Genomic DNA, 20,176 nt, shown 5'->3' with positions numbered 1-20,176 from the left:
CTCCCGAGCGGATCACGCCATTACGTCCGGCACGTCAACTTCCTTCCGCATATGGCGGGTTACGGTCCGGCCATGGATTCGAACACGCGCAGACCCGCAGCCTTCTCACACAGCCGCCGCACCCTGCTGCGCACCGCCGTGGCCGGTACGGCGGCCGCCGGAGCGGGCCTGGCCCTCGGTCCGGCCTTCCCCGCCTCCGCCGCCACCCGGGAGCCGGAGACCACGGACCGCCCGGTCACTCCCGCCCAGGCGCTGCGCAGGCTGGCGGCCGGAAACGAGCGCTGGCGGACCGGGGACCAGGAGCACCCGCACGAGTCCGCGGCCGTGCGCCGCCGCCTCGTCCAGGGACAGCACCCCTTCGCGATCGTGCTCGGCTGCGTCGATTCGAGGGTTCCCCCGGAGCTGGTCTTCGACCAGGGGCTGGGCGACCTGCTGACCGTACGCTCCGCGGGTGAGGTGCTCGACGAGGCGGTGCTGGGAAGCATCGCGTACGGGGTCCTCGAACTGCGCATACCGCTGGTTCTCGTACTGGCCCACCAGTCGTGCGGGGCCGTGGCGGCGGCGGTGCACGCCGACGAGACCGGTGAGCCGCTCCCCGCGCACATCCAGTACCTGGCCGACCAGATACGGCCGTCCATCGACCACGGCCAGCACGGCGAGGCCCGTGTGGACGCCACGGTGAACGCACACGTACGGCGCGTCAGCCGCCGACTCGCGGCCGAGCCGGACCTCGCCGGAAAGGTGGCAGCCGGCGAACTGGCCGTGGTGGCCGCCCGCTACGAACTGCGCGACCAGCGCGTCCGCACCCTGTCCTGACCCCTGTCCTGACATCTGTCCTGACGGCTGTCCTGACCCCGGCGTGACTCCATACGGCTCTCTCCCGGCCCTGCCCCGACGGGCAAGAACGTCCGAAATCCGAACAGTCCGTCGGGCAACGGATCAGACTGAAGGGCGCTCTACCCGGATGTGCACCCCAGAGCGGTGCCGCCCGGCGACGCCGCCCGGGCCGAAACGTGACAGAGAGTCATCCTGATCCATGAGTCTGACCAGTACCACGCTCCTTGTCTCCGCCGTGCTCTGCACGGCACTGATGTTCGCCGCCACCGTGTGGCTGTGGCCGCGCCTGGCGCGGCGGAGCGGGCGGGCGGTCCTGGGCCGGATCGGGCTGATCCTCACCGTGCAGGCGCTGCTGCTCGCCTCGGTCGGCCTGACCGCGAACCGGACCTTCCTGCTCTACGGATCGTGGAGCGAGCTGCTGGGCCGCAAGAGCGCGCCGGCGCTCATCGCCCAGGACTCGGGCGATTCGGTCGTGAAGGTCCTCGGCAGGCAGCGGCCGAAGGTCCCCGGCAGCGGGGCACCCCAGTTGAGCGGTGAGATCGAGAAGGTCATGGTGCAGGGCCGGCTGTCCAAGGCAGCCAATCCCGCCTACGTGTACCTGCCGCCGGAGTACTTCCAGAAGGGCAACGAGAAGCGGACCTTCCCCGCCACCGTCGTACTGACCGGCTTCCCCGGGATGACGGAGAACCTGCTGGAGAAGCTCCCGTACCCGAAGACCGCGTGGACGCAGGCCAAGCAGAAGAAGATGCAGCCGATGATCCTCGTCATGATGCGGCCCACCGTCGAGCCGACGCGCAACACCCAGTGCGTGGACGTCCCGGGCGGACCGGCCAGCGAGACCTTCTTCGGCACCGACCTGCCGCAGGCGCTGTCCGGTACCTACCGGATCACCCCCTCACCCCGCGGCTGGGGCATCATGGGCGATTCCACCGGCGGCTACTGCGCGCTGAAGGTCGCACTGGAGCATCCGGAGAGCTATGCGGCCGGTGTGGGCCTGTCGGCGGACTACAAGCCCGAGCTGGACAAGGACTCCGGAGACCTCTTCCACGGCAACAAGGACGAGGAGAAGCGGGCCGACCTGCTGTGGAGCCTGGACCATCTGCCGCAGGGCAACTCCTCCTTCCTGGTCGCCACGTCCCTGCAGGGCGAGGAGAACTACCAGCCGACGCAGAAGTTCGTCGAGAAGGTGAAGGCGCCCGCGCGCGTCTCGTCGATCACCCTCGACCACGGCGGGCACAACTTCATCACCTGGGGACGGGAGATCCCGCCGAGCCTGGAGTGGCTCAGCGGCCGCCTCTCCGCCGAGTGAGGGCGCGGCGGGTGCGGTGCCGATCGGGGGAATCAGGTGTGACCGGATAGGGGCGGACTGGTGGCGAACTGCCCGGTAGATGGGCCTGGCGCAGGGGGCCGGGGTGCGCGAGGATCACGCCCTCACCAGCACCACATCCCGTCACAGGAGGATGTCCATGCCTCGCCGCACACCCCGCGGCCTCACCGCCGCGGCCACCGCCACCCTGGCGCTGGCCACCCTGACTACCCTGGCCGGACCGGCCTCGGCGTCCGGGAACTCCGCTGCCGCGCCGCTCCCCCAGGCCCGCATCTTCATGGTCAACCCCGTCCAGTCCTCGGGGGACCAGACCCTCGTCGACGCCAAGGACTCCGCCGGGGCCGTGCCCGCCTCGGCCTACACCACGGCCGCCCTGCGGGGCCTCGACGGCAGCGGCCGGCTGTCGGGGAAGTGGGCGTACGTCAGATCGGACACCGGCGCCTCGGCCAACCTCGCCGACGTCGGCGGCTACAACCGCAGCGACGACCAGTTCGAGCAGGTCATGGCCTATTTCTGGGTCAACGAGGCGCAGGAGTACCTGCAGTCGCTGGGCTTCGGGACAGAGCTGCCCGGGGCCAACGACCGGGCCCAGCCGGTCCGCATCAACCAGTGGGGGTCCGACAACTCCTTCTTCACCGACAAGAAGAACGAGATCCGCTTCGGCAAGGGCGGGGTCGACGACGCCGAGGACGCCGAGGTCATCGTCCACGAGTACGGCCACGCGGTGCACGAGGCGCAGGTACCCGGCTTCGGCACCTCCCCCGAAGCCGGTGCGATAGGCGAGGCCTTCGGCGACTACCTGGCCGTGGCGGTCGGGTCGCACGCGGCCGCCGCCTACGGCTGGCCGCAGCGGGCGGACCTGGCCTGCGTCGCGGACTGGGACTCGATCGCCTACAGCGCCGCCCCGCACTGCCTGCGCCGCGTCGACGGGAACAAGGTCTACGGCGACCTCGAGGGTGAGGTGCACGCGGACGGCGAGATCTGGTCCCGCGCGCTCTTCGACATCCGCGGCGCCCTGGGCGCCCGGACGGCCGACCGCGTCATCGTCAACGCGCAGTTCGGCTTCGCGCCGGGCACCTCCTTCCAGGACGCGGCGCTGACGACGATCGCCACCGCCGAGCGCATGTACGGCAAGAGCGCCGCCGACGCCGTGCGCGCCGCGTTCAAGGCCCGTCAGATCCCCGGCATCCAGTAGCAGCCGGCCGCTTCCCGGGCGCGGTTCACCACCGCGTCCGGGGAAACGGAATGTGCCATTTTCGGTCGCTGAGCGAACATCGATCACCTGTCTTCGGACAACAAATGGTCAAATCCTTGCTGCATACCTGTCATCTACACGCTCCTTCCTGGCAATCTCAACCGCCTAGCCCCCCACGGCATTTGAAGGAGTACGAGTGACCCCCACGTCCTCATCCCGCACCTCCCGCAGCCGCACCCGAGCGCTGCGCGCCGCCGCCGTCGTCGCCTCGGCGGCCATGGTCGCGATCTCCGTCCAGAGCGGCTCGGCCAACGCGTCGGCCGAGCGCGAGGCGGGAGCGACCTCGCTCGCCCTGACCTCCGGCGCACGCGCCCAGGCGATCACCGCGGCCCAGAGCACGGCGGCCGACACCGCGCGGGCCATCGGCCTGGCCGACGACGAGGGCCTCGTGGCCCGTGATGTGATCAAGGACGCCGACGGTACGGTGCACACGCGCTACGAGCGCACCTACACCGGACTGCCGGTCCTCGGCGGCGATCTGGTGGTCCACCAGAAGAAGGACGGCAGCCGCAAGACCACCAAGGGCATCGAGGCCCGAATAGCCCCGGCCGCCGCCCGCACCTCCCTGAAGGCCGCGCCCGCCGGCGCCCGTCAGGTCGTCTGGGCCGCGAGCGGCAAGCCGGTCTTCGCCTACGAGGCCGTCGTCACGGGCACCCAGCCCGACGGCACGCCCAGCGAGCGCCACGTGATCACGGACGCCGCCACCGGCGCCGAGCTGTACTCGTACGAGGCCATCGACACCGGCACCGGCACGAGCCAGTACTCCGGCAGCGTCACGGTCGGCTCCACGCCGAACGGGTCGGCCTACGACCTGACCGACGGCGGCCGCGGCGGCCACAAGACCTACGACCTGAACGGCGGCACCAGCGGCACCGGAAGCCTCTTCACCGACGCCGACGACAAGTGGGGCGACGGGCTGGTGTCGAACCGTCAGACCGCCGCGGTCGACGCCCATTACGGCGCTGCCGTGACCTGGGACTTCTACAAGTCCGAGTTCGGCCGCAACGGCATCGCCGGCGACGGCAAGGCCGCCTACTCCCGCGTCCACTACGGCAACGCCTACGTCAACGCCTTCTGGGACGACAGCTGCTTCTGCATGACCTACGGCGACGGCGCCGCCAACCAGAAGCCGCTCACCTCCCTGGACGTCGCGGGCCACGAGATGAGCCACGGCCTGACCGCCTCCACCGCGAAGCTGAACTACAGCCGCGAGTCGGGCGGTCTCAACGAGGCCACCAGCGACATCTTCGGCACCTCGGTGGAGTTCTTCGCCAACAACTCCAGCGACGTCGGCGACTACCTCATCGGCGAGAAGATCGACATCCGCGGCAACGGCAGCCCGCTGCGTTACATGGACAAGCCCAGCAAGGACGGCGCCTCGGCCGACTACTGGTCCAAGTCCGTGGGCCGGCTCGACGTGCACAACTCCTCGGGCGTCGCGAACCACTTCTTCTACCTGCTGTCCGAGGGCAGCGGCGCGAAGACGATCAACGGCGTCTCCTACGACTCGCCCACGTACGACGGCTCGACGGTCACCGGCATCGGCCGGACCAAGGCCTACAAGATCTGGTACAAGGCGCTCTCGACCTACATGACGTCCACCACCGACTACGCGGGGGCGCGGACCGCGACCCTGCAGGCGACGGCCGACCTGTACGGCTCGACCGGCGCCGAGTACCAGCAGGTGGCGGCCGCCTGGAAGGCCGTCAACGTCAAGTAGCGCACACCTCGGCCACCGCCCCGGACGTCACGTCGACGTCCGGGGCGGTGGCCGCACCCGCTCCGGGCGCGTTCAGCGCACCGCGTCCGGCCCTGCCCGGAGCGTCCGTCGCGGGGCCTCGAACGTCGTGAACGCGCTCCGCTTCGGCAGCCGGTAGACCTCCCGGCCCGTGACCGCGTTCAGGATCGTGGCGTTGCGCACCGCGCCGATGTCCAGATTGGGCGAGGAGACACCGTGGCTGTGGGTCTCGGCGTTCGCCACGAAGACGCGGCCGGTCACCCCTTCCGCCAGCTCGACGGAATGGTCCAGGCGTACCCGGTGGCGCCCGCGTCCGTCCCGTAGCAACAGGTCCTCGACCGGTTTCAGGAACGCGGGCGGGCGGCCCCGGTAGCCGGTGGCGGCCACCACGAGGTCGGTGGTGTGCTCGAAGAGCAGGCCCGTGTCGCGGTGCCGGCAGGTCAGCACCGCCCGCCCCGCCGGATCCGTGGCCGCCGACTCCACCGTGATGCCGAAGCGCAGCTCCGCCTCGGCCAGTCCGTGCTCCAGCTGGCGGCGGTAGAGCAGTTCGTGGATCTCCTCCAGGGTGTCGGTGGAGATCCCCTTGTAGAACTGCCATTGCTCCCGGGTCAGCCGGTCCCGTACCTCCTCGGGCAAAGAGTGGAAGTACTCCATGTACGCGGGGGTGGTCATCTCCAGGACCATCTTGGTGTAGTCCAGCGGGGCGAACGAGGAGGTGCGCGTCAGCCAGCTCACCGCCGGTCCGCCCGCGAGGTTGCGCCCCAGCAGGGCGGCCGTGACCTCGGCCCCCGACTGGCCCGAGCCGATCACCGTGACCTTCGCGGCACCGTCCACGTCGGACGCCCGGTACAGGTAGTCGGCGGTGTGCAGCAGTCGTGAGGGCGGCAGGCCGGCGAGGGCGTCCGGCACGTACGGGGCCGTGCCGATGCCCAGGACAAGGTTGCGGGCGAGCATCCGCAGGCGTGTGCCGTCGCCGCGCACGGCGTGCACGGTGAAGGTTTCGGCGGCGGCGTCCCAGTGGACCTCCACGGCGCGGTGCGAGAAGCGCACCGAGGAGAGTTTCGCCGCCGCCCAGCGCAGGTAGTCCTCGTACTCACGACGGGAGGGGAAGAAGTTCTCGCGCACCGTGAAGGTGTAGAGCCGGTCCATGTCGTGGAGGTAGGTGAGGAACGACAGGGGATGGCCGGGTGCGACGAGGGTGACGAGGTCGGCCAGGAAGTTCACCTGCATCGAGGCGTCGGCGAACATCATCCCCCGGTGCCAGGTGAGCTCGGGCTGCTCCTCCAGTACGACCAGGTCCAGGCCGTCCACCGTCGAGGCGAGAGCGGCGAGCCCCAGGTTGAAGGGGCCGCAGCCGACGGCCACCACGTCGTGCTCGCTGGTGGGTTCGCTCATCGGGGCATGTCCTCCTCCCGGCGCGGGTGCACGAGCAGCGCGGCGGTCTTGTCAGGGAAAGTGACCTCCCCGGCGTGGCGGAAACCGGCGGCGGCGAACGCCTTCAGCGAGGGGGCGTTGGTCACGTCCGGCTCGGCGACCACCCGCGTGCACGCGGGGTCGGCGGTGAGCAGGCCCTCGGCGAGCGCGCGCAGCAGGGCCCGGCCGAGGCCCTGGCCGGTGCGGCTCGCCTCGCCGATGGCGATGTGCAGGCCCAGGTCGTGGGGCAGGTGCGGGTAGTGGCCGGCGAGGCGGTCCCGCGCCACCCGGTAGATCTCGATGTACGCGAACGGCCGGCCGTCCCGGCCGATCAGGACGGGGAGAACGGCGTCGCCGGCGAGGTGCCCCGCAAGCTCGCGCACCCAGCGCTCGCGGGGCCATGCCTGGTGCCAGAAGGCGTCGATGTGCGGTGACCGCATCCAGCCGTGCACGAGGTCCGCATCGGCTCCCCGGGCCTGCGCGACCCGTGCCGACCAGGGGCCGTCCAGGCGCGGGAGCGGCGGGCCGGGGACGGCGGATCCGACGGCGCCGGGCTGGTCCTCGTCCTGGTGTAACGGCTGCGCCGAGGTCATGCCGTGGCCTCCTGGAGGGGGTTGGGGGCGTCGAGGTACACCGACTGGGCGTCGAGGGGGGCGAGGACCTCGTCGATTCCGTGCAGCCGGGTGAGCAGGTTGCCCTTGCAGGGCAGGGTGTCGGCCTCCAGCCAGCGGCGGGCGAGGCGGTCGCCGTCGGGTCCGGCCGCAACCAGGGCGGGCAGTGCGGCGCGCAGCCGGCCGGCGAGTACGGCGAGCAGCTCGCGCTCGTCGCCGAGGCCGTCGACGGCGAGGCAGCCGATGACCGACAGGGCCTGGTTGCGCAGCAGGTAGTACGACAGCCGGTCGTCGACGAGGGCGTCGTCGACCACGGCCAGGGTGGAGGAGGCCGCGCCGAGCCGCCCGAGCAGACCGGGCAGGTACGAGGCGGCCAGGTAGTAGCCCTGGTTGTCGCGGAACGTGCCGCCGGTCACCCGGCCCCGGCCGTCCAGCCGGACGAGGGTGTTCTGCTGATGGGCCTCCAGGCCGATCCCGGTGGCGGCGTACAGGTGCAGCATGGGGACCAGCACCTGGTCGGTGTAGTCGGCGGTCCACTGCTCGGCGGCGCCGGGGCCGAGGCCGGACACCAGCTCCCCCAGCCTGCTGCGGCCCAGACCCGGCCGGGGTGCGACCAGGCCCACGAGGCAGCGCAGGTCGGCGACGGCGCGGGGCACTTCGCGTACGGCGACGTCGAGGCCGGTCACCTCGGGCCCGTCCGGGCGCCCCGGCTCGTCCACCGCGAGCCAGGCGGGGTCCCGTGTGATGGCGAAGCCGGGGTGGGCGTGGAAGGTGCCGTCCGCGTACCCGGCGTCGAGGAGCCGGTTGATCTCCAGGCCGCGGCGCAGCTCCGTACGGGTGGACTCGCGGCGGGAATTGGTCAGGCGCAGGCCGAGCGAGAGCTTGAGCATCACGTCGGTGTCCGGCCGGTACACGGTGCGCACGCTGGAGGTCGGCCACCACTCGGGGCCCAGTTCGCCGAGCGGTTCGAGTGCGCCGGAGGCGATCAGGGCGGCGGTGCGCGGGCGGTGCAGCAGGTCGCGGGCCTGCCACGGGTGTGCGGGAACCAGGACACGGCCGTCGTCCAGGCGGCGGCCGGCGAGGTCGGCGAGGAGGGCGACGGTGTCCTGTCCGCCCAGGGAGGGGGCCTTGTCCACCGCGTCGTGCGAGACCACCGACTCGTCGGCGGCGAACCAGTGGAGCCGGAAGGAGCCGCGCAGCTCGGGCGAGAAGGCGGCCGCGTCGTTGTCCGAGATGCCGTCGCGGCTCTTCGGCGCGGGGTGGTTCAAGTGGCCCAGCAACAGGGCTTGTTCGGAGTCGAGGAAGCCGTCGGTCCCGGCGGGCGGCTGCGGGTGCGCACGCCGGTCGGAGAGGAAGGACGCGACGCGGCGTACGGACTCGGCGGTGCGTTCCACCAGGTCGGCGACCTCGCCGGCCGGGACGCCGCCGGGGCGGGCCGCGCCGCGTACGGCCGCCTCGGTGGAGAGCAGTGCGACGGCGGTGACGGGATCGGCGCTCGCGCCGAGCGGGCCGCCGGGTCCCTCCAGACGGACGGGGGCGAAGCGGTGCCAGCCGGTCGGCGAGCGGTGGGTCACCTCGGTGACGAGTGCCAGTCCGGAGGCGGGGAGCTCGATCCGCAGCGGGCCGGCGGTGACCGGTGTTCCGGTCTCCAGCAGCCAGCAGCGCAACAGGGCCTCGATGTGGGCGTGTTCGGCCGCGCCACGGGCGTCGGGGCCGTGCAACGGATCGGCAGGTGCGACCGGTGCGGGGGCAACGGGAGCGGGGACAGGGGTGGAAGCCGCGGCGGTGGTGCTCATGCGGCGCTCTCCTCTACGAGTCGTTCACAGGTGCGGCCGGCGTCGAGGACGATGTCCACGAGGCCGTCGATGTCGTCCACGGTGGCCGTGGGGTTGAGCAGGGTGAACTTCAGGCACACCCGCGCCGGGGAGCCCGGTCCGGCGGCGCGGACCTCGGTGCGCCCGATCAGGGCGCTGCCCGTTTCCAGGAGCCGTCTGCGCAGGTCGCCGTTGAGGCGGTCGGCGGCGCCGGGGCTGCCGGCGCCCCGGTAGCGGAAGACCACGGTGGTCAGTTCGGCGGGCGAGACCAGTTCGAGTTCCGGTTCGGCGATGATGCGGCGCTCGGCGTGCCGGGCGAGGCCGTGGCAGACGTCGACCATCCGGCCCATTCCGGTGCGGCCGTACGCCAGCAGGGTGGCGGCGGCCTTCACGGCGTCGGCCCGCCGGGTGGTCTGCAGGCTGCGGCCGAGCAGGCCGTCGTAACCTGCGTCGGAGTCGTCGGCCGGGTTGAGGTAGGCGACCTCCCGGTCGAGGGCGGTGAAGGCGGTCGTTTCGGACACGAGCAGAGCGCTGGTGGCGGCGGGCTGCCAGCCGGTCTTGTGCAGGTCGAGGGTGATGGAGTCGGCCAGTTCCAGTCCGGCCAGGCGGCCGGCCAGCCGCTCGGAGAACAGGGCGCCGAATCCGTACGCGGCGTCCACGTGCATCCATGTGCCGTGTCCCGCGGCGATCTCGGCGAGCTCCGGGAGCGGGTCCACGGAGCCGAAGTCCGTGGTGCCGGCGGTCGCGACGACGGCGAGCGGCGTCCGGCCGGGGCCGAGTCCGTCCAGGGCGGCGGCCAGCGCCGCCGGCCGCATCCGCCGGCGCTCGTCGGTGGGTACGAGGTGCACGGCCCGCTCGCCCAGCCCGAGGACGGCGCAGGCCCGTTGAACCGAGAAGTGGGCGAGTTCCGAGCAGAACACGACCGGTCCGGGGAGGGCGGCCACCCCGTCCTCCCGGACGTCGACACCGAGCCGGAGGGCGGCGGCGTCCCTGGCCAGCAGCAGGCCCAGCAGGTTGGACAGCGAGCCGCCCGGGGTGAGGACGCCGTCGGCCCGCTCCCCCAGTCCGGCGAGGCCGGTCAGTACGCCGATGAGCCAGCGCTCGACGGCGAGGGCCGACGGGCCGGAATCGTACGTGTCCAGGGAGGCGTTGGCCGCGCTCGCCAGGGTGTCCGCGGCGACGGCGACCGCCAGCGGGGGCGGCTGCAGGTGGGCCGCGGCGCGGGGGTGGGCCAGATCGATGCCGTGCTCGACCAGCACGGTGGCCAGCAGCCTGAGCGCGGCTTCGGCGCCGAGCCCCTCGGCGGGGAGCCGGGCCGGTCCCAGTGTCCCGGCCGCCGCCGCGAGGACGTCGCGGGGCCTGCCGGCCGGTACCGGTCCCGTGGGACGGCGGGCTTCGCGCACGGTGCCGACCGCGTCTGCCAGCGCGGCGGAGACCCCGGCCAGACCCTCACGGGACCCGGCGAGCAGGGAGCGCGGGTAGGAGGGCGGGAGGGCGAACGTCGCGGGTGGTGCCTCGGTGAGCGGTATCACGCCCTGGCCTCCTCAGGCTTCTGCCAGCGGGTTGGGGTGCGTGCCGTTCGGGTACAGCGCGTGGCGCAGGGCGCGGTCGCCGTACCGGGTGACCACGATCCGGTCGCGGTTGAGCCCGTACCGGGGGATCTGCGGGGTGAGCAGGTCGTACTCGGCGAACCTGTCGGCCAGTTCGGGGAAGCGGCGCTGGAAGTCGAGGATCGTCCGGCGGACCATGCGCCAGAACGCCTTCTCCGGTACGCCGAGCTGTTCGGCGCAGAGCGGGGCGAGGTAGCGGAAGTGGCCGACGAAGACCTGGTCCATGACGTGCTGCTTGATGACGGAGGGGTGCTTGCGGGGCAGGACGTGGTCGTGGCCGTCCGGCTCCGGTCCGCGCTCGGGCACGTCGGTGAAGGACACGCACACGTCGTCGACGAAGTCCTTCAGGTAGAGGCGGGCCGGGACGTCGTTCGCGTCGTAGCCGATGAGCGTGTTCTGGCCGTGCGGGTTGAAGGTGACTCCGTACCGGTAGAGCACGTGCAGGATCGGGACGAGCAGCGTGTCGAAGAGCCGGCGCAGCCATTCCTGCGGTTCGAGGCCGGAGGCGCGGACGAGTTCGGCCACGAACGCGTCGCCGGTGTGGTCGACGTGGAGCAGCGAGGAGAAGGTGCGGACCTTCTCGTCCGGGTCCTTGCGGGCGGTGACCGAGTCCCGCCAGATGCAGCCCAGGGTCTCCAGGTGCTGGTAGGGCGCGTCCTGGAGCGTGGACAGGTAGGGGTGGCGGACGGTGACGGAGGCGACCTCGCCGAGGAAGACGGTCCGGCACTCACGGCTGAGGAACGCGTCGCGCTCCACGAGTCCGCGCAGCCACTGGGTGACGACGGGGGCGCCCATGGTGCAGTGCGGCGGGATGCCGCGCCAGACGAGGGTGTTGAGGATCTTCAGCGGAAGTTTGACGTCGTACCGGTCGGGGCTGGTGGCGTTGGCCATGGTGCGGATGGACTGGCCCGGCAGGTACGCGTCCGTGGTGTCGCCCAGCGGTATGACGCGGCGCTGCGCCACGTCGGCCGCGTGCAGGATCTGGACGGCGTGATCCCACTGCCAGGGGTGCACGGGCATCCACACGTAGCCCTGCGGGTCGACTCCCGCCGCCTCCAGGACCGCGGTGAAGCGGGTCCGGGTCTCCTCGTCCAGCTCACGGGCCAGGATCTCCTGCTCGGACAGCTCCGAGGTGCCGCGGAACTCGGCGAGACCGCGGTGTACGGCCAGCCAGCGGAGCCTGAGCGGGCGGGCCGACTCGGGGGCGTATTCCCGTACGTCGGTGGCCGAGAAGCCGATGCGGCCCTTGTTCGCGACGAGGAGGTTGTGCCCCGTCATCCGGCACTCCAGCTCGGTGTGGCCGAGGGCGCGCAGCTCGGCCACGGTCTCGCCGCCGTGCGTGATGCGCGCGGCGTCGACCGCGAGCGTGGCGGACAGCTCGGTGAAGTAGGTGGCGATCGTCGAGGCGTCGCTGCCGAGGGTCGATGCCGCTTCGAGAAGGAACTGCAGGGCGTCCCAGGCCGGTTCGGCCACCGCGTTGCCGAGCATGCTGGTGGCGGTGCGGGTGATGGAGCCCGCGTCGACCCGCAGCCACCCGAACGCACCGGGCGCGGCGCTGAAAGCGTAGGTCGTACCGCTGTCGAGATCGACGCGGTAGCCGCCGTCTCCGGTCTCCTGGGCCTTGAGCATGTCCTCGAAACACCACTCGCCCAGCGCCTTGGCGAGGAGCCGGCGGTTGGCCTCCCGCCAGGCCTCGGGGGCCACTTCGGCGAGGGCGGGTACGGGATGGTCGGGGGGGATGGGCATCAAAGGGCTCCGTGGTCGCTGAATCGGCTCGCCCGGGTGAGGGAGACCCAGACAGGGGCTAGATTAGGTAAGCCTCACCTAACCAACAAGCCCAACTTCCGGCCATCCAGCGCGCATGACGTACCGTCAGCGAATTGATTAGGTTAGGCTAACCAAACCATCCTCTTCTTCAGGATCCTTCTTCGAGGTGATCAGCGGTGCCTTCCTGCCGTCGCACTCCCCGATGGACATTCGCCCTGGTCAGCGCCGGTGGCGTGGTCATGACCCTGGACGTGACCGTCGTGAACGTCGCCCTCTCGGACATCGCCCGGGACCTGGATGCCGGGCTCGGCCGGGTGCAGTGGACGGTGTCGGCGTACTCGCTGGCCTTCGGAGCCCTGCTGCTCACCGCGGGGGCGCTCTCCGACCGCGTGGGGCGACGGACCGTGTTCGCCGCCGGGATGGCTCTGTTCACCCTCGCCTCGGCCGGATGCGGACTGGCGCCCGGCACCGGCACGCTCATCGCCGCCCGGGCGGCCCAAGGCCTGGGCGGCGCCCTGGTGTTCGCGCCCACGCTCGCCCTGCTGGCGGCGGCGTACGAAGGCGTCCGCCGCCAGCGCGCGATCGCCGCGTTCGCGGCCGTCGCCTCCGCCGCGGGGGCGCTGGGGCCGGTGGTCGGCGGTCTGTTCGTGCAGACGCTCGGGTGGCGGTGGATCTTCCTCGTCAACGTCCCGATCGGGGTCCTGGTCGTGGCGGGCGCGCTGGCCCGTATGCCGGAGTCCGCCGCACCGCACCAGACGCGCCGACGCCTGGATCCGGTGGGCGCGGCCCTCGGTGTGGCCGCGCTCCTGGCGCTGCACTATCCGCTGGTCACCGGCCCGCAGGCGGGCTGGACGGCGCCGCAGGTACTCGGCTCCGCCGCGGCCGGAATCGTGCTCGCCGGGGCCCTGGTCGCCAGCCAGCGCGGTGGCGACGGGCTGATCGACATGGCACTGCTGCGGATCCGCGCCTTCTCCGGGGCGGCCGTACTGGGATTCCTCGCCCGGATGTCGAGTCTGGGCGTACTCGCCTTCACCACGCTCTGGCTGCGGAGCGCCCATGCCCTGTCCGCGTTCGAAGTCGGCCTGTACCTGCTGCCGCTGACGGGCAGTCTGCTGGTGGCGGGCCTGTTCGTCGCACGGCTGCAGACGGCCTTCGCTCCCGGACAGCTCGTCGCCGCCGGCTTCGCCCTCCAGGCGCTGGGCCTGCTCGCACTCGCCGCCGCCGCGGGGGCGGACGCCGGGCCGGCCGCCACGGCCTGGGGACTGGTGCTGCTCGGCGCCGGCGGGGCGGTCATCTTCCCGCCGCTGATGGGGGTGGCCGTCGGCGCGGTGCCCGCCGATCGGGCCGGGATGGCCTCCGGGCTGACGAACGCCTGCTACCCGCTCGGCACCGCGGCCGGTGTCGCCGTCTTCGGGGCGCTGTTCTCGGCCCGCTTGGAGTCCGGGCTGGGGACCGGCCACGGGTCCGGGCCGACGGCCGGTGCCGACGGCCTCGTACCGGCACGGGCGGCCGTGGAGACCGGGCGGTTCGAACTGCTCGAACCCGCCCTCCGGCCGATCGCCCGGTCGGCCTTCTCCGGCGCCTTCACCGCCGTCTGCCTGGCCTCCGCCCTCGTCTGCGTGCTCGGCGTGCTCGCGGCGCGCACGCTCAGGACCGAGGCGTGCGGTCTCGGCTCCCCCGGGCGCCGCTCGTCCTCGGTGACTCAGACCTCCTGACTCCGGCGCAGCAGCCACACCAGGTACGGGGCACCCACCAGCGCGGTGACGATGCCCACGGGAATCTCGGTCGGCGCGAGCAGCCAGCGGCCGAGCGCGTCCGAGGAGACGACCAGGACGGCTCCCAGGACCGCCGCCATCGGCACCATCCGCGCCGTGCTGTTGCCGACGATGCGCCGGGCCAGGTGCGGGGCGACCAGCCCGACGAAACCCACCGCGCCCACCGCCGCGGCCGTACCGGAGGCCAGTACGGCGCCCGCGCCCAGCACGAGCAGCCGGGCCCGTCCCAGGTCCAGGCCCAGCGCGCGCGGCAGTTCGTCGCCGAGGGCGAGCAGGTTCACCGGCCTCGCGGCGATCACCAGCAGCATCGCGGCCAGCGCCGGCAGGGCGAGCCAGCCGAGGGCGGTGAAGTCACGGGCGTACGTACTGCCGGCGAGCCAGCCGAGCGCGGCCGAGATGTTCATCTGCGCGCCGACGACCATGATGTTGACCAGGGCCATCGAGGTGGCGGCGGCGCCGAGCCCGACCAGGACCACCCGGGTCGGGTCCAGACCGGCGCGTCCTCCCTCCCTGCTCCCCCGGGCCGCGAGGAGCACGAGGGCGAGCATCAGCACACCGCCGATTCCCGCGGCGGCGGGCAGGGCGGCCGCCGGCGCCGAGGGCACGACGAGGATGACCAGGACGGCGCCGAGGGAGGCCCCGCCGGTCACGCCGACGAGCCCGGGCTCCGCGAGCGGGTTGCGTACGACCGCCTGCACGGCCGCGCCCGCCACGGCCAGGCAGGCGCCGGCCAGGGCGGCCACCAGGATGCGCGGCAGCCGGTACGAGACCACGGCCTCGGTGACCTGCCCGGCGGACCCGGCCAGCGCCGAGCCGAGCTCGCTCCAGCCGATCTCGACGTCGCCGACCCGCAGGGACAGCGCCATCGCGACTCCCAGCGCGAGGATCCCGCTCCCGATCGCCACGGTGTAGGCGGGGGTCCGGCGGCCGCCCGAGACCGTGACCGCGGCACCGGTGTCGGCGTCGCCGGTGCTCACCCGGCGCGCGAGCAGCATGAAGACCGGGCCTCCGATCAGCGCGGTCACCACGCCGACCGGGATCTCCGAGGTGTAGACGGCGGACGGCGGCACGGCCAGTTGCGCCGCGGCGTCCGCCGCGAGGAGCACCGTGGCGGCCAGCACCGCCGCCATCGGGATGAGCAGGGCGTGCCTCCGGATGCCCAACTGCCGCACCATGACGGGCGCGATGAGTCCGACGAAGCCGATCGGTCCGGCCAGCGACACCGCGGAGGCGGACAGCAGTACCGCGATGAGGAAGGCGGCGGGACGGATGCGCTCCACGCGTACACCCATCGCCTCGGCCGTCTCGTCGCCCAGCGCCAGCAGGTCCAGCGGGCGCGCCAGCAGCGGCGCCGCCGACGCGCCCAGGGCGACGACCGCGCCGAGCGTCAGCGGCCGCGCGAGCCCGGACTGCATCAGGGTGCCGTTGCCCCAGAAGAACAGTCCCCGGGTCGCCTGGAGGTCGAGCATCTGCAGGAACTCGGCGGCCGCCGTGCCGGCGAGTGCGACGGTCGCCCCGGCGAGCAGGACCCGTCCCGGCGTGAGCACGCCCCTGCTGCTGAGCAGGTAGACGAGGGCGATCGCGAGGAGGCCGCCGAGGAAGGCGGCGCCTCCGGCGGGCAGCGGGCCCAGGCTCACCCCGGTGAACGCCACCAGCACGACGGCGAAGTAGGCGCCGGCGTTGACGCCCAGGGTGTCGGGAGCGGCCAGCGGATTGCGGGTCGCGCCCTGGACGAGGACCCCGGAGACACCGAGCGCGACGCCGACGACCAGGCCGGTCAGCGTGCGCGGCAGGCGGCTGCCGACCAGGACGTCGCGGGTGTGGGGCTCGCCGTGGCCCGCGAGCAGGTCCACGATGTCGCCGATGCCCACCCCGGAGGCCCCCAGACCGAGGTGGACGACGGTGACCAGGCACAGGACGAGCGCCAGCGCGCAACCCACGAGCACGGCACGCGGGCTGCGGCCGAGCGCGGTTGCGGGGGCGAGCGGACGGGCAGGGCGCAGCGGACGGGCGGGGGAAGTCATCAGACCTTCAGAGCCTTGCCGGTCTCGTCGAGGATGTGCAGCGCCGACAGCGGGCCGCCGAACAGCCAGGTCCCGGGGTCGAGCGGCAGGACCTTGTCGTTCTTCACGAACTCCAGCCCCTTCCAGACCGCGTTGCCCGCGAGGTCGCCGGTGAACGGGTTGTCCTTCTGGCTGGCGACGTACAGGAAGGTCGCGCCCTGCTCGACCTTGGTCAGGCCCTCGACGCCGACGGTGGTCATGCCCCACGCGTCGGGCTCGCCCTTCCAGCCGTTCTTCAGCCCCGCGAGGTTGAGCACCTGGGGCGCGATGGCGTCGTCGGTGAGCATCCGGATCGAGGCGGTGCCGTTGGCCGTGAAGCCCTGCGCGGCGGCGTACTTGAGGCCGCCCTTGCCCGCCTTGTCCAGCCGCCCCTTGAGGTCGGCGGCCTTGGTGTCGATCTGCCGGGTGACCTCGGCCGCCTTGTCCTCCCTGCCCAACGCCTTGGCCAGTTCGGTGAAGTTCTTCTTCATCGTGTCGAGCTGGGGCTTGGTCGTGTACTTGAACGACACGACCGGGGCGATGCCCTGGAGGGCCTTGAGGTTCGCCTTCGACCGGTCGTCGTCGATCACGATGAGATCGGGCTGGAGCGCCCTGATCTTCTCCAGGCTGGGCTCGTTGCGGCTGCCGACGTCGGTCACGGATTCCGCGAGGCCGGCGCCCTTCGCGGTGATCCAGGTGCCGTAGCCCTTGTTGTCGGCGTTGCCCACCGGGGTGACGCCGAGGGCGACGAGTTCCTCGGTGTACGTCCACTCCAGCGTCACCACCTTCGTCGCGGGCTTGTCCAGGGCAACCTGGCCCTGCGCCGTGTCGACGGTGATCTTGCCGATCGCCTGCTTGTCCGCGGCGGGCTTGCCGCCCGCCGCGTCACCGGCCGTACCGGAACCGCAGCCGGCGGCCGACAGCATGAGCGCCGCGGCCGTACCGCTCGTCGCGAGGGCGCGCAGGATCCTCTGCATGGTGGGACTCTCCTTGTGTGCGGGTTCAGGACGTGGCGGCGGGCTCGGCGCCGGAATCGGCGCCGGCTTCGGCATCTGCGTCGGAGCGCTGCGGGAAGCAGGCGAGGTATCCGGTCCGCGGATCGCGGACGACGGCGACCCGCAGGCCGAAGGCCTGGTGGATGACGTCCGGGGTCAGCACGTCCTGCGGTGCCCCGGACGCGGCGATCGCGCCGTCCGCGACGACGACCACCTCGTCCGCGTAAGCCGCCGCCTGCATCAGGTCGTGCAGCACCACCCCGCAGGCGATGCCGTGTTCCCGGGCCAGTCGCCGCACCACGTCCAGCACTTCGAACTGGTGGCGCATGTCGAGGTAGGTGGTGGGCTCGTCCAGCAGCAGGACCCCCGCGCGCTGCGCCAGCACCATGGCCAGCCAGGCCCGTTGGCGCTCACCGCCCGACAGTTCGTCGAGTCGGCGGTCCATCAGCGGGGCCGCGTCGGTGACGTCGAGCGCCCACTCGATGGATTCGGTGTCCTCGCCGGTGTGCCGGGCGAGCGCGCCGCGATGGGCGTACCGGCCGTGGCGTACGAGCTCACGTACCGTCACCCCGGCCGGAGCGTGCGAGGTCTGCGGGAGGAACGCCAGGCGCTGGGACAGCGTGCGCCGGGCGAGCCGGCGAAGGGGTTCGCCGTCGATGCGCACTTCGCCGCCGATCGGCGGCAGGAGACCGGCCACCGTGCGCAAAAGGGTCGACTTGCCGCAGCCGTTGGGGCCTACCAGTACGGTGATCGCGCCGGCCCGCAGCGTCAGGCTCACCTGTTTCAGGACAGGGCGACCCGCGTGCCCGACGTCCAGATCGTCCGCCACCAGACGGACGTCACCTAAGGACACCACTTGCCTCCCGATCGCCGATCCGACCGCGTCACCATACAACTTAGGTAAGGCACACCTAAAAGGAATGGTCCGGGCTCGGACGCCTTGTGATCAGGTCGAGATCTCACGCACCACCACGCGCCCCCTCGTCGCTCTCACGCCCCCTTGCGCGGGCATCAACGATGCGTCAGGACTCGGCCAGTCGGCGTATGGGTCGCGTTACGGGGTGGCCGTCGGCGCGCGGATACGGGGATACCTTCGAGGTGCGTCCCGGACCGCCTCCCCGCGCCCGGGGCACCAGTCGCCATTCGTGGTTCCTCAGGGAGGGCCCCATGTGTTTGTTCCTGTACGACGACGACCCCGAGCCTGAAGAACGGACCCCGGCCGGGCCGCTGTACGTGCCCGCCCGGCCCGTAGGAGCGCACCTGGTGGTGCGGCTGTTCCGCACCCCGCTGGGAACGCGTACCGCCGTCGGCTTCACGAGCCCGGACCGGCTCGCCGCCGCGCTCGGCACGGAGCAGCCCTGGATACGGCTCTCGGAAGCCGCGCTCCGGGCGATGGCCGAACCGCTCGGAGTGCACCTGCTGACCGTCGACCCGGCCCTCACCGCTCCCCCGGTCGCCGCGGCGGCGGCCACCGTCCCGGTCGGCGTACCGGTCCCCCAGCTCCCGCCGGTCCCACCGGTCCCACCGGTCCCGCCGGTCCCTTCGGCACCCGAGACCACGGCCAGGACGGCCTGAAGGGGATCGCACATGACCATCGCCGTCCTCTCCGAGATGCCGGCCGGTGCCGGCGAACTGTCCATCTGGCCCGCGTCCACGACCCCGCTCCCGCACGGCGGCCTGGCCGTCGGCGGAGTCCCCCTCACCGAGATCGCCGACCGGTTCGACACACCGGCCTACGTACTGGACGAAGGCGAGGTACGCGGGCGCTGCCGGACCTATCGGGACGCATTCCCCGACGCCGACGTGCTGTACGCCGCCAAGGCGTTCCTGTCCCGCGCCATGGTCCGCTGGGTCCAGGAGGAAGGGCTGGGCCTGGACGTGTGCTCGGCCGGGGAGCTGGAGCTCGCCGTCACCGCCGGCTTCCCGCCCGATCGCATCGTGCTGCACGGCAACGCCAAATCGCCCCGTGACCTGGAGGCGGCGCTGCGCCTCGGCGTGGGGCGGATCGTCATCGACAGTCCGTCCGAGATCGCCAGGATCGCGGCCGCCGTCGGCCCCGACGGGCGCCAGAAGGTCATGGTGCGGGTCGTACCGGGGGTCTCGGCCGGCGGCCACGACAAGATCCGCACCGGTACGGACGACCAGAAGTTCGGCCTCTCCCTCACCGACGGGGGCGCGCAGCACGCCGTCAAGCGGATCCTCGGCCAGCCGCGGCTCGAACTGACCGGCCTGCACTGCCACATCGGCTCGCAGATCACCGACGTGAAGCCCTACCTGGTGGCCCTGCGGCGGATGGTGGGGCTGATGGCGCGCATCCGCGACACGCACGGGATCTGCCTGCCCGAGCTGGACATGGGCGGCGGCCACGGCATCGCCTACCGGCCGGGCGAGCCCGTCCTCGACATCACCGCGCTCGCCGGGAGGCTGCGTACCGAGCTCGCCCGGGGCTGCGCCGCCGCAGGACTCACCGTTCCCCGGCTCGTCATCGAGCCCGGGCGGGCCGTGGCCGGTCCGGCGGGGGTCGCGCTGTACCGGGTCCTCGCCGTCAAGCACACCGGCGAGCGGGTGTTCGTCGCCGTCGACGGCGGGATGAGCGACAACCCGCGGCCCGCGCTGTACGGGGTGCGCTACGCGCCCCGCCTGATCGGCCGCGGCTCCACGGCCGCGCCGTGCACGGCCACCGTCGTCGGCCGGCACTGCGAGGCGGGCGACATCCTCGCCGCCGACGTCGAACTGCCGGACGACATCCGCCCCGGCGATCTGCTCGCCGTCCCGGTGGCGGGCGCCTACCAGCTGTCGATGGCATCCGGCTACAACCTCGTGGGCCGCCCGGCGGTCATCGCGGTCCACGAGGGCGCGGCCAGGCTCCTCGTGCGGCGCGAGACGCTGGAAGACTTCCGCAGTCGGGACATCGGCGACTGAGGCCGCGTCCGCGGCGGGATCCGTGATCCCGCCGCGGACGCACGGACGTACGGAGGTGCGCGCACCGGAC

The 20,176-nt window shown here is 72.5% G+C and carries 15 protein-coding genes; 7 read left to right on the top strand and 8 right to left on the bottom strand.

Annotated elements, in window-relative coordinates; genetic code table 11:
* Positions 1 to 72: 72 nt before the first annotated feature.
* The 4 genes from OG737_RS28950 (at position 73) to OG737_RS28935 (ending at position 5,139) form a co-directional block, all read left to right on the top strand.
* Positions 73 to 816 (top strand): carbonic anhydrase, encoded by a 744-nt coding sequence (locus OG737_RS28950; RefSeq protein ID WP_405922163.1) that lies wholly within the window; start codon positions 73 to 75, stop codon positions 814 to 816.
* 220 nt (positions 817 to 1,036) lie between these two features.
* On the top strand, positions 1,037 to 2,146 hold the full coding sequence (locus OG737_RS28945; RefSeq protein ID WP_328929153.1) for an alpha/beta hydrolase-fold protein: 1,110 nt from the start codon (positions 1,037 to 1,039) through the stop codon (positions 2,144 to 2,146).
* A gap of 157 nt (positions 2,147 to 2,303) precedes the next feature.
* Complete coding sequence (locus tag OG737_RS28940) at positions 2,304 to 3,359, top strand: M4 family metallopeptidase (RefSeq protein ID WP_328929152.1); 1,056 nt, start codon at positions 2,304 to 2,306, stop codon at positions 3,357 to 3,359.
* Positions 3,360 to 3,636: 277 nt separating this feature from the next.
* Entirely contained in the window at positions 3,637 to 5,139 is a 1,503-nt protein-coding gene (locus OG737_RS28935; protein ID WP_328930511.1) for a M4 family metallopeptidase, read from the top strand.
* 72 nt (positions 5,140 to 5,211) lie between these two features.
* Here OG737_RS28935 and OG737_RS28930 read toward each other — a convergent pair whose 3' ends face one another.
* Genes OG737_RS28930 through OG737_RS28910 form a run of 5 tightly spaced genes read right to left on the bottom strand, consistent with a single transcriptional unit; the run spans position 5,212 to position 12,351 of the window.
* On the bottom strand, positions 5,212 to 6,552 hold the full coding sequence (locus tag OG737_RS28930; RefSeq protein ID WP_328929151.1) for a SidA/IucD/PvdA family monooxygenase: 1,341 nt from the start codon (positions 6,550 to 6,552) through the stop codon (positions 5,212 to 5,214).
* Complete coding sequence (locus OG737_RS28925; protein ID WP_328929150.1) at positions 6,549 to 7,163, bottom strand: GNAT family N-acetyltransferase; 615 nt, start codon at positions 7,161 to 7,163, stop codon at positions 6,549 to 6,551. The genes OG737_RS28930 and OG737_RS28925 overlap by 4 nt, the downstream gene beginning before the upstream one ends.
* Positions 7,160 to 8,977 (bottom strand): IucA/IucC family protein, encoded by a 1,818-nt coding sequence (locus OG737_RS28920; RefSeq protein WP_405922162.1) that lies wholly within the window; start codon positions 8,975 to 8,977, stop codon positions 7,160 to 7,162. The genes OG737_RS28925 and OG737_RS28920 overlap by 4 nt, the downstream gene beginning before the upstream one ends.
* The gene (locus OG737_RS28915) at positions 8,974 to 10,527 is read right to left on the bottom strand and encodes a pyridoxal phosphate-dependent decarboxylase family protein (RefSeq protein ID WP_405922161.1); all 1,554 of its coding nucleotides are present in this window, start codon (positions 10,525 to 10,527) and stop codon (positions 8,974 to 8,976) included. Before OG737_RS28915 ends, OG737_RS28920 begins: the two co-directional genes overlap by 4 nt.
* A 12-nt stretch (positions 10,528 to 10,539) precedes the next feature.
* Positions 10,540 to 12,351, bottom strand: coding sequence for an IucA/IucC family protein (locus tag OG737_RS28910; RefSeq protein WP_405922160.1), 1,812 nt, complete (start codon positions 12,349 to 12,351; stop codon positions 10,540 to 10,542).
* A 197-nt stretch (positions 12,352 to 12,548) separates the two neighbouring features.
* On the opposite strand from OG737_RS28910, the gene OG737_RS28905 reads away from it, so the two are divergent.
* Positions 12,549 to 14,087: an MFS transporter gene (locus OG737_RS28905; RefSeq protein ID WP_405922159.1), complete on the top strand. Its 1,539-nt coding sequence runs from the start codon at positions 12,549 to 12,551 to the stop codon at positions 14,085 to 14,087.
* On the opposite strand, the gene OG737_RS28900 is transcribed toward OG737_RS28905, so the two are convergent.
* Genes OG737_RS28900 through OG737_RS28890 form a run of 3 tightly spaced genes read right to left on the bottom strand, consistent with a single transcriptional unit; the run spans position 14,075 to position 17,962 of the window.
* Positions 14,075 to 16,171: an iron ABC transporter permease gene (locus tag OG737_RS28900; RefSeq protein WP_405922158.1), complete on the bottom strand. Its 2,097-nt coding sequence runs from the start codon at positions 16,169 to 16,171 to the stop codon at positions 14,075 to 14,077. The genes OG737_RS28905 and OG737_RS28900 overlap by 13 nt on opposite strands.
* Positions 16,171 to 17,166: an ABC transporter substrate-binding protein gene (locus OG737_RS28895; RefSeq protein ID WP_405922157.1), complete on the bottom strand. Its 996-nt coding sequence runs from the start codon at positions 17,164 to 17,166 to the stop codon at positions 16,171 to 16,173. Before OG737_RS28895 ends, OG737_RS28900 begins: the two co-directional genes overlap by 1 nt.
* Before the next feature lie 25 nt (positions 17,167 to 17,191).
* Positions 17,192 to 17,962 carry an ABC transporter ATP-binding protein gene (locus OG737_RS28890; RefSeq protein WP_328929143.1) on the bottom strand — a complete coding sequence of 257 codons (771 nt, stop codon included), beginning with the start codon at positions 17,960 to 17,962 and terminating at the stop codon, positions 17,192 to 17,194.
* A 389-nt stretch (positions 17,963 to 18,351) separates the two neighbouring features.
* Between OG737_RS28890 and OG737_RS28885 the strand changes: the two genes are divergently transcribed.
* Both OG737_RS28885 and lysA read left to right on the top strand, forming a co-directional pair.
* Positions 18,352 to 18,759 carry an SAV_915 family protein gene (locus tag OG737_RS28885; protein WP_405677146.1) on the top strand — a complete coding sequence of 136 codons (408 nt, stop codon included), beginning with the start codon at positions 18,352 to 18,354 and terminating at the stop codon, positions 18,757 to 18,759.
* A 12-nt stretch (positions 18,760 to 18,771) separates the two neighbouring features.
* On the top strand, positions 18,772 to 20,106 hold the full coding sequence (lysA, locus tag OG737_RS28880; protein ID WP_328929141.1) for a diaminopimelate decarboxylase: 1,335 nt from the start codon (positions 18,772 to 18,774) through the stop codon (positions 20,104 to 20,106).
* Positions 20,107 to 20,176: the final 70 nt, after the last annotated feature.

It is taken from the genome of Streptomyces sp. NBC_00122 (assembly GCF_045160845.1).
GTDB lineage: Bacteria > Actinomycetota > Actinomycetes > Streptomycetales > Streptomycetaceae > Streptomyces.
This window is presented reverse-complemented; position numbering and strand designations above follow the sequence as displayed.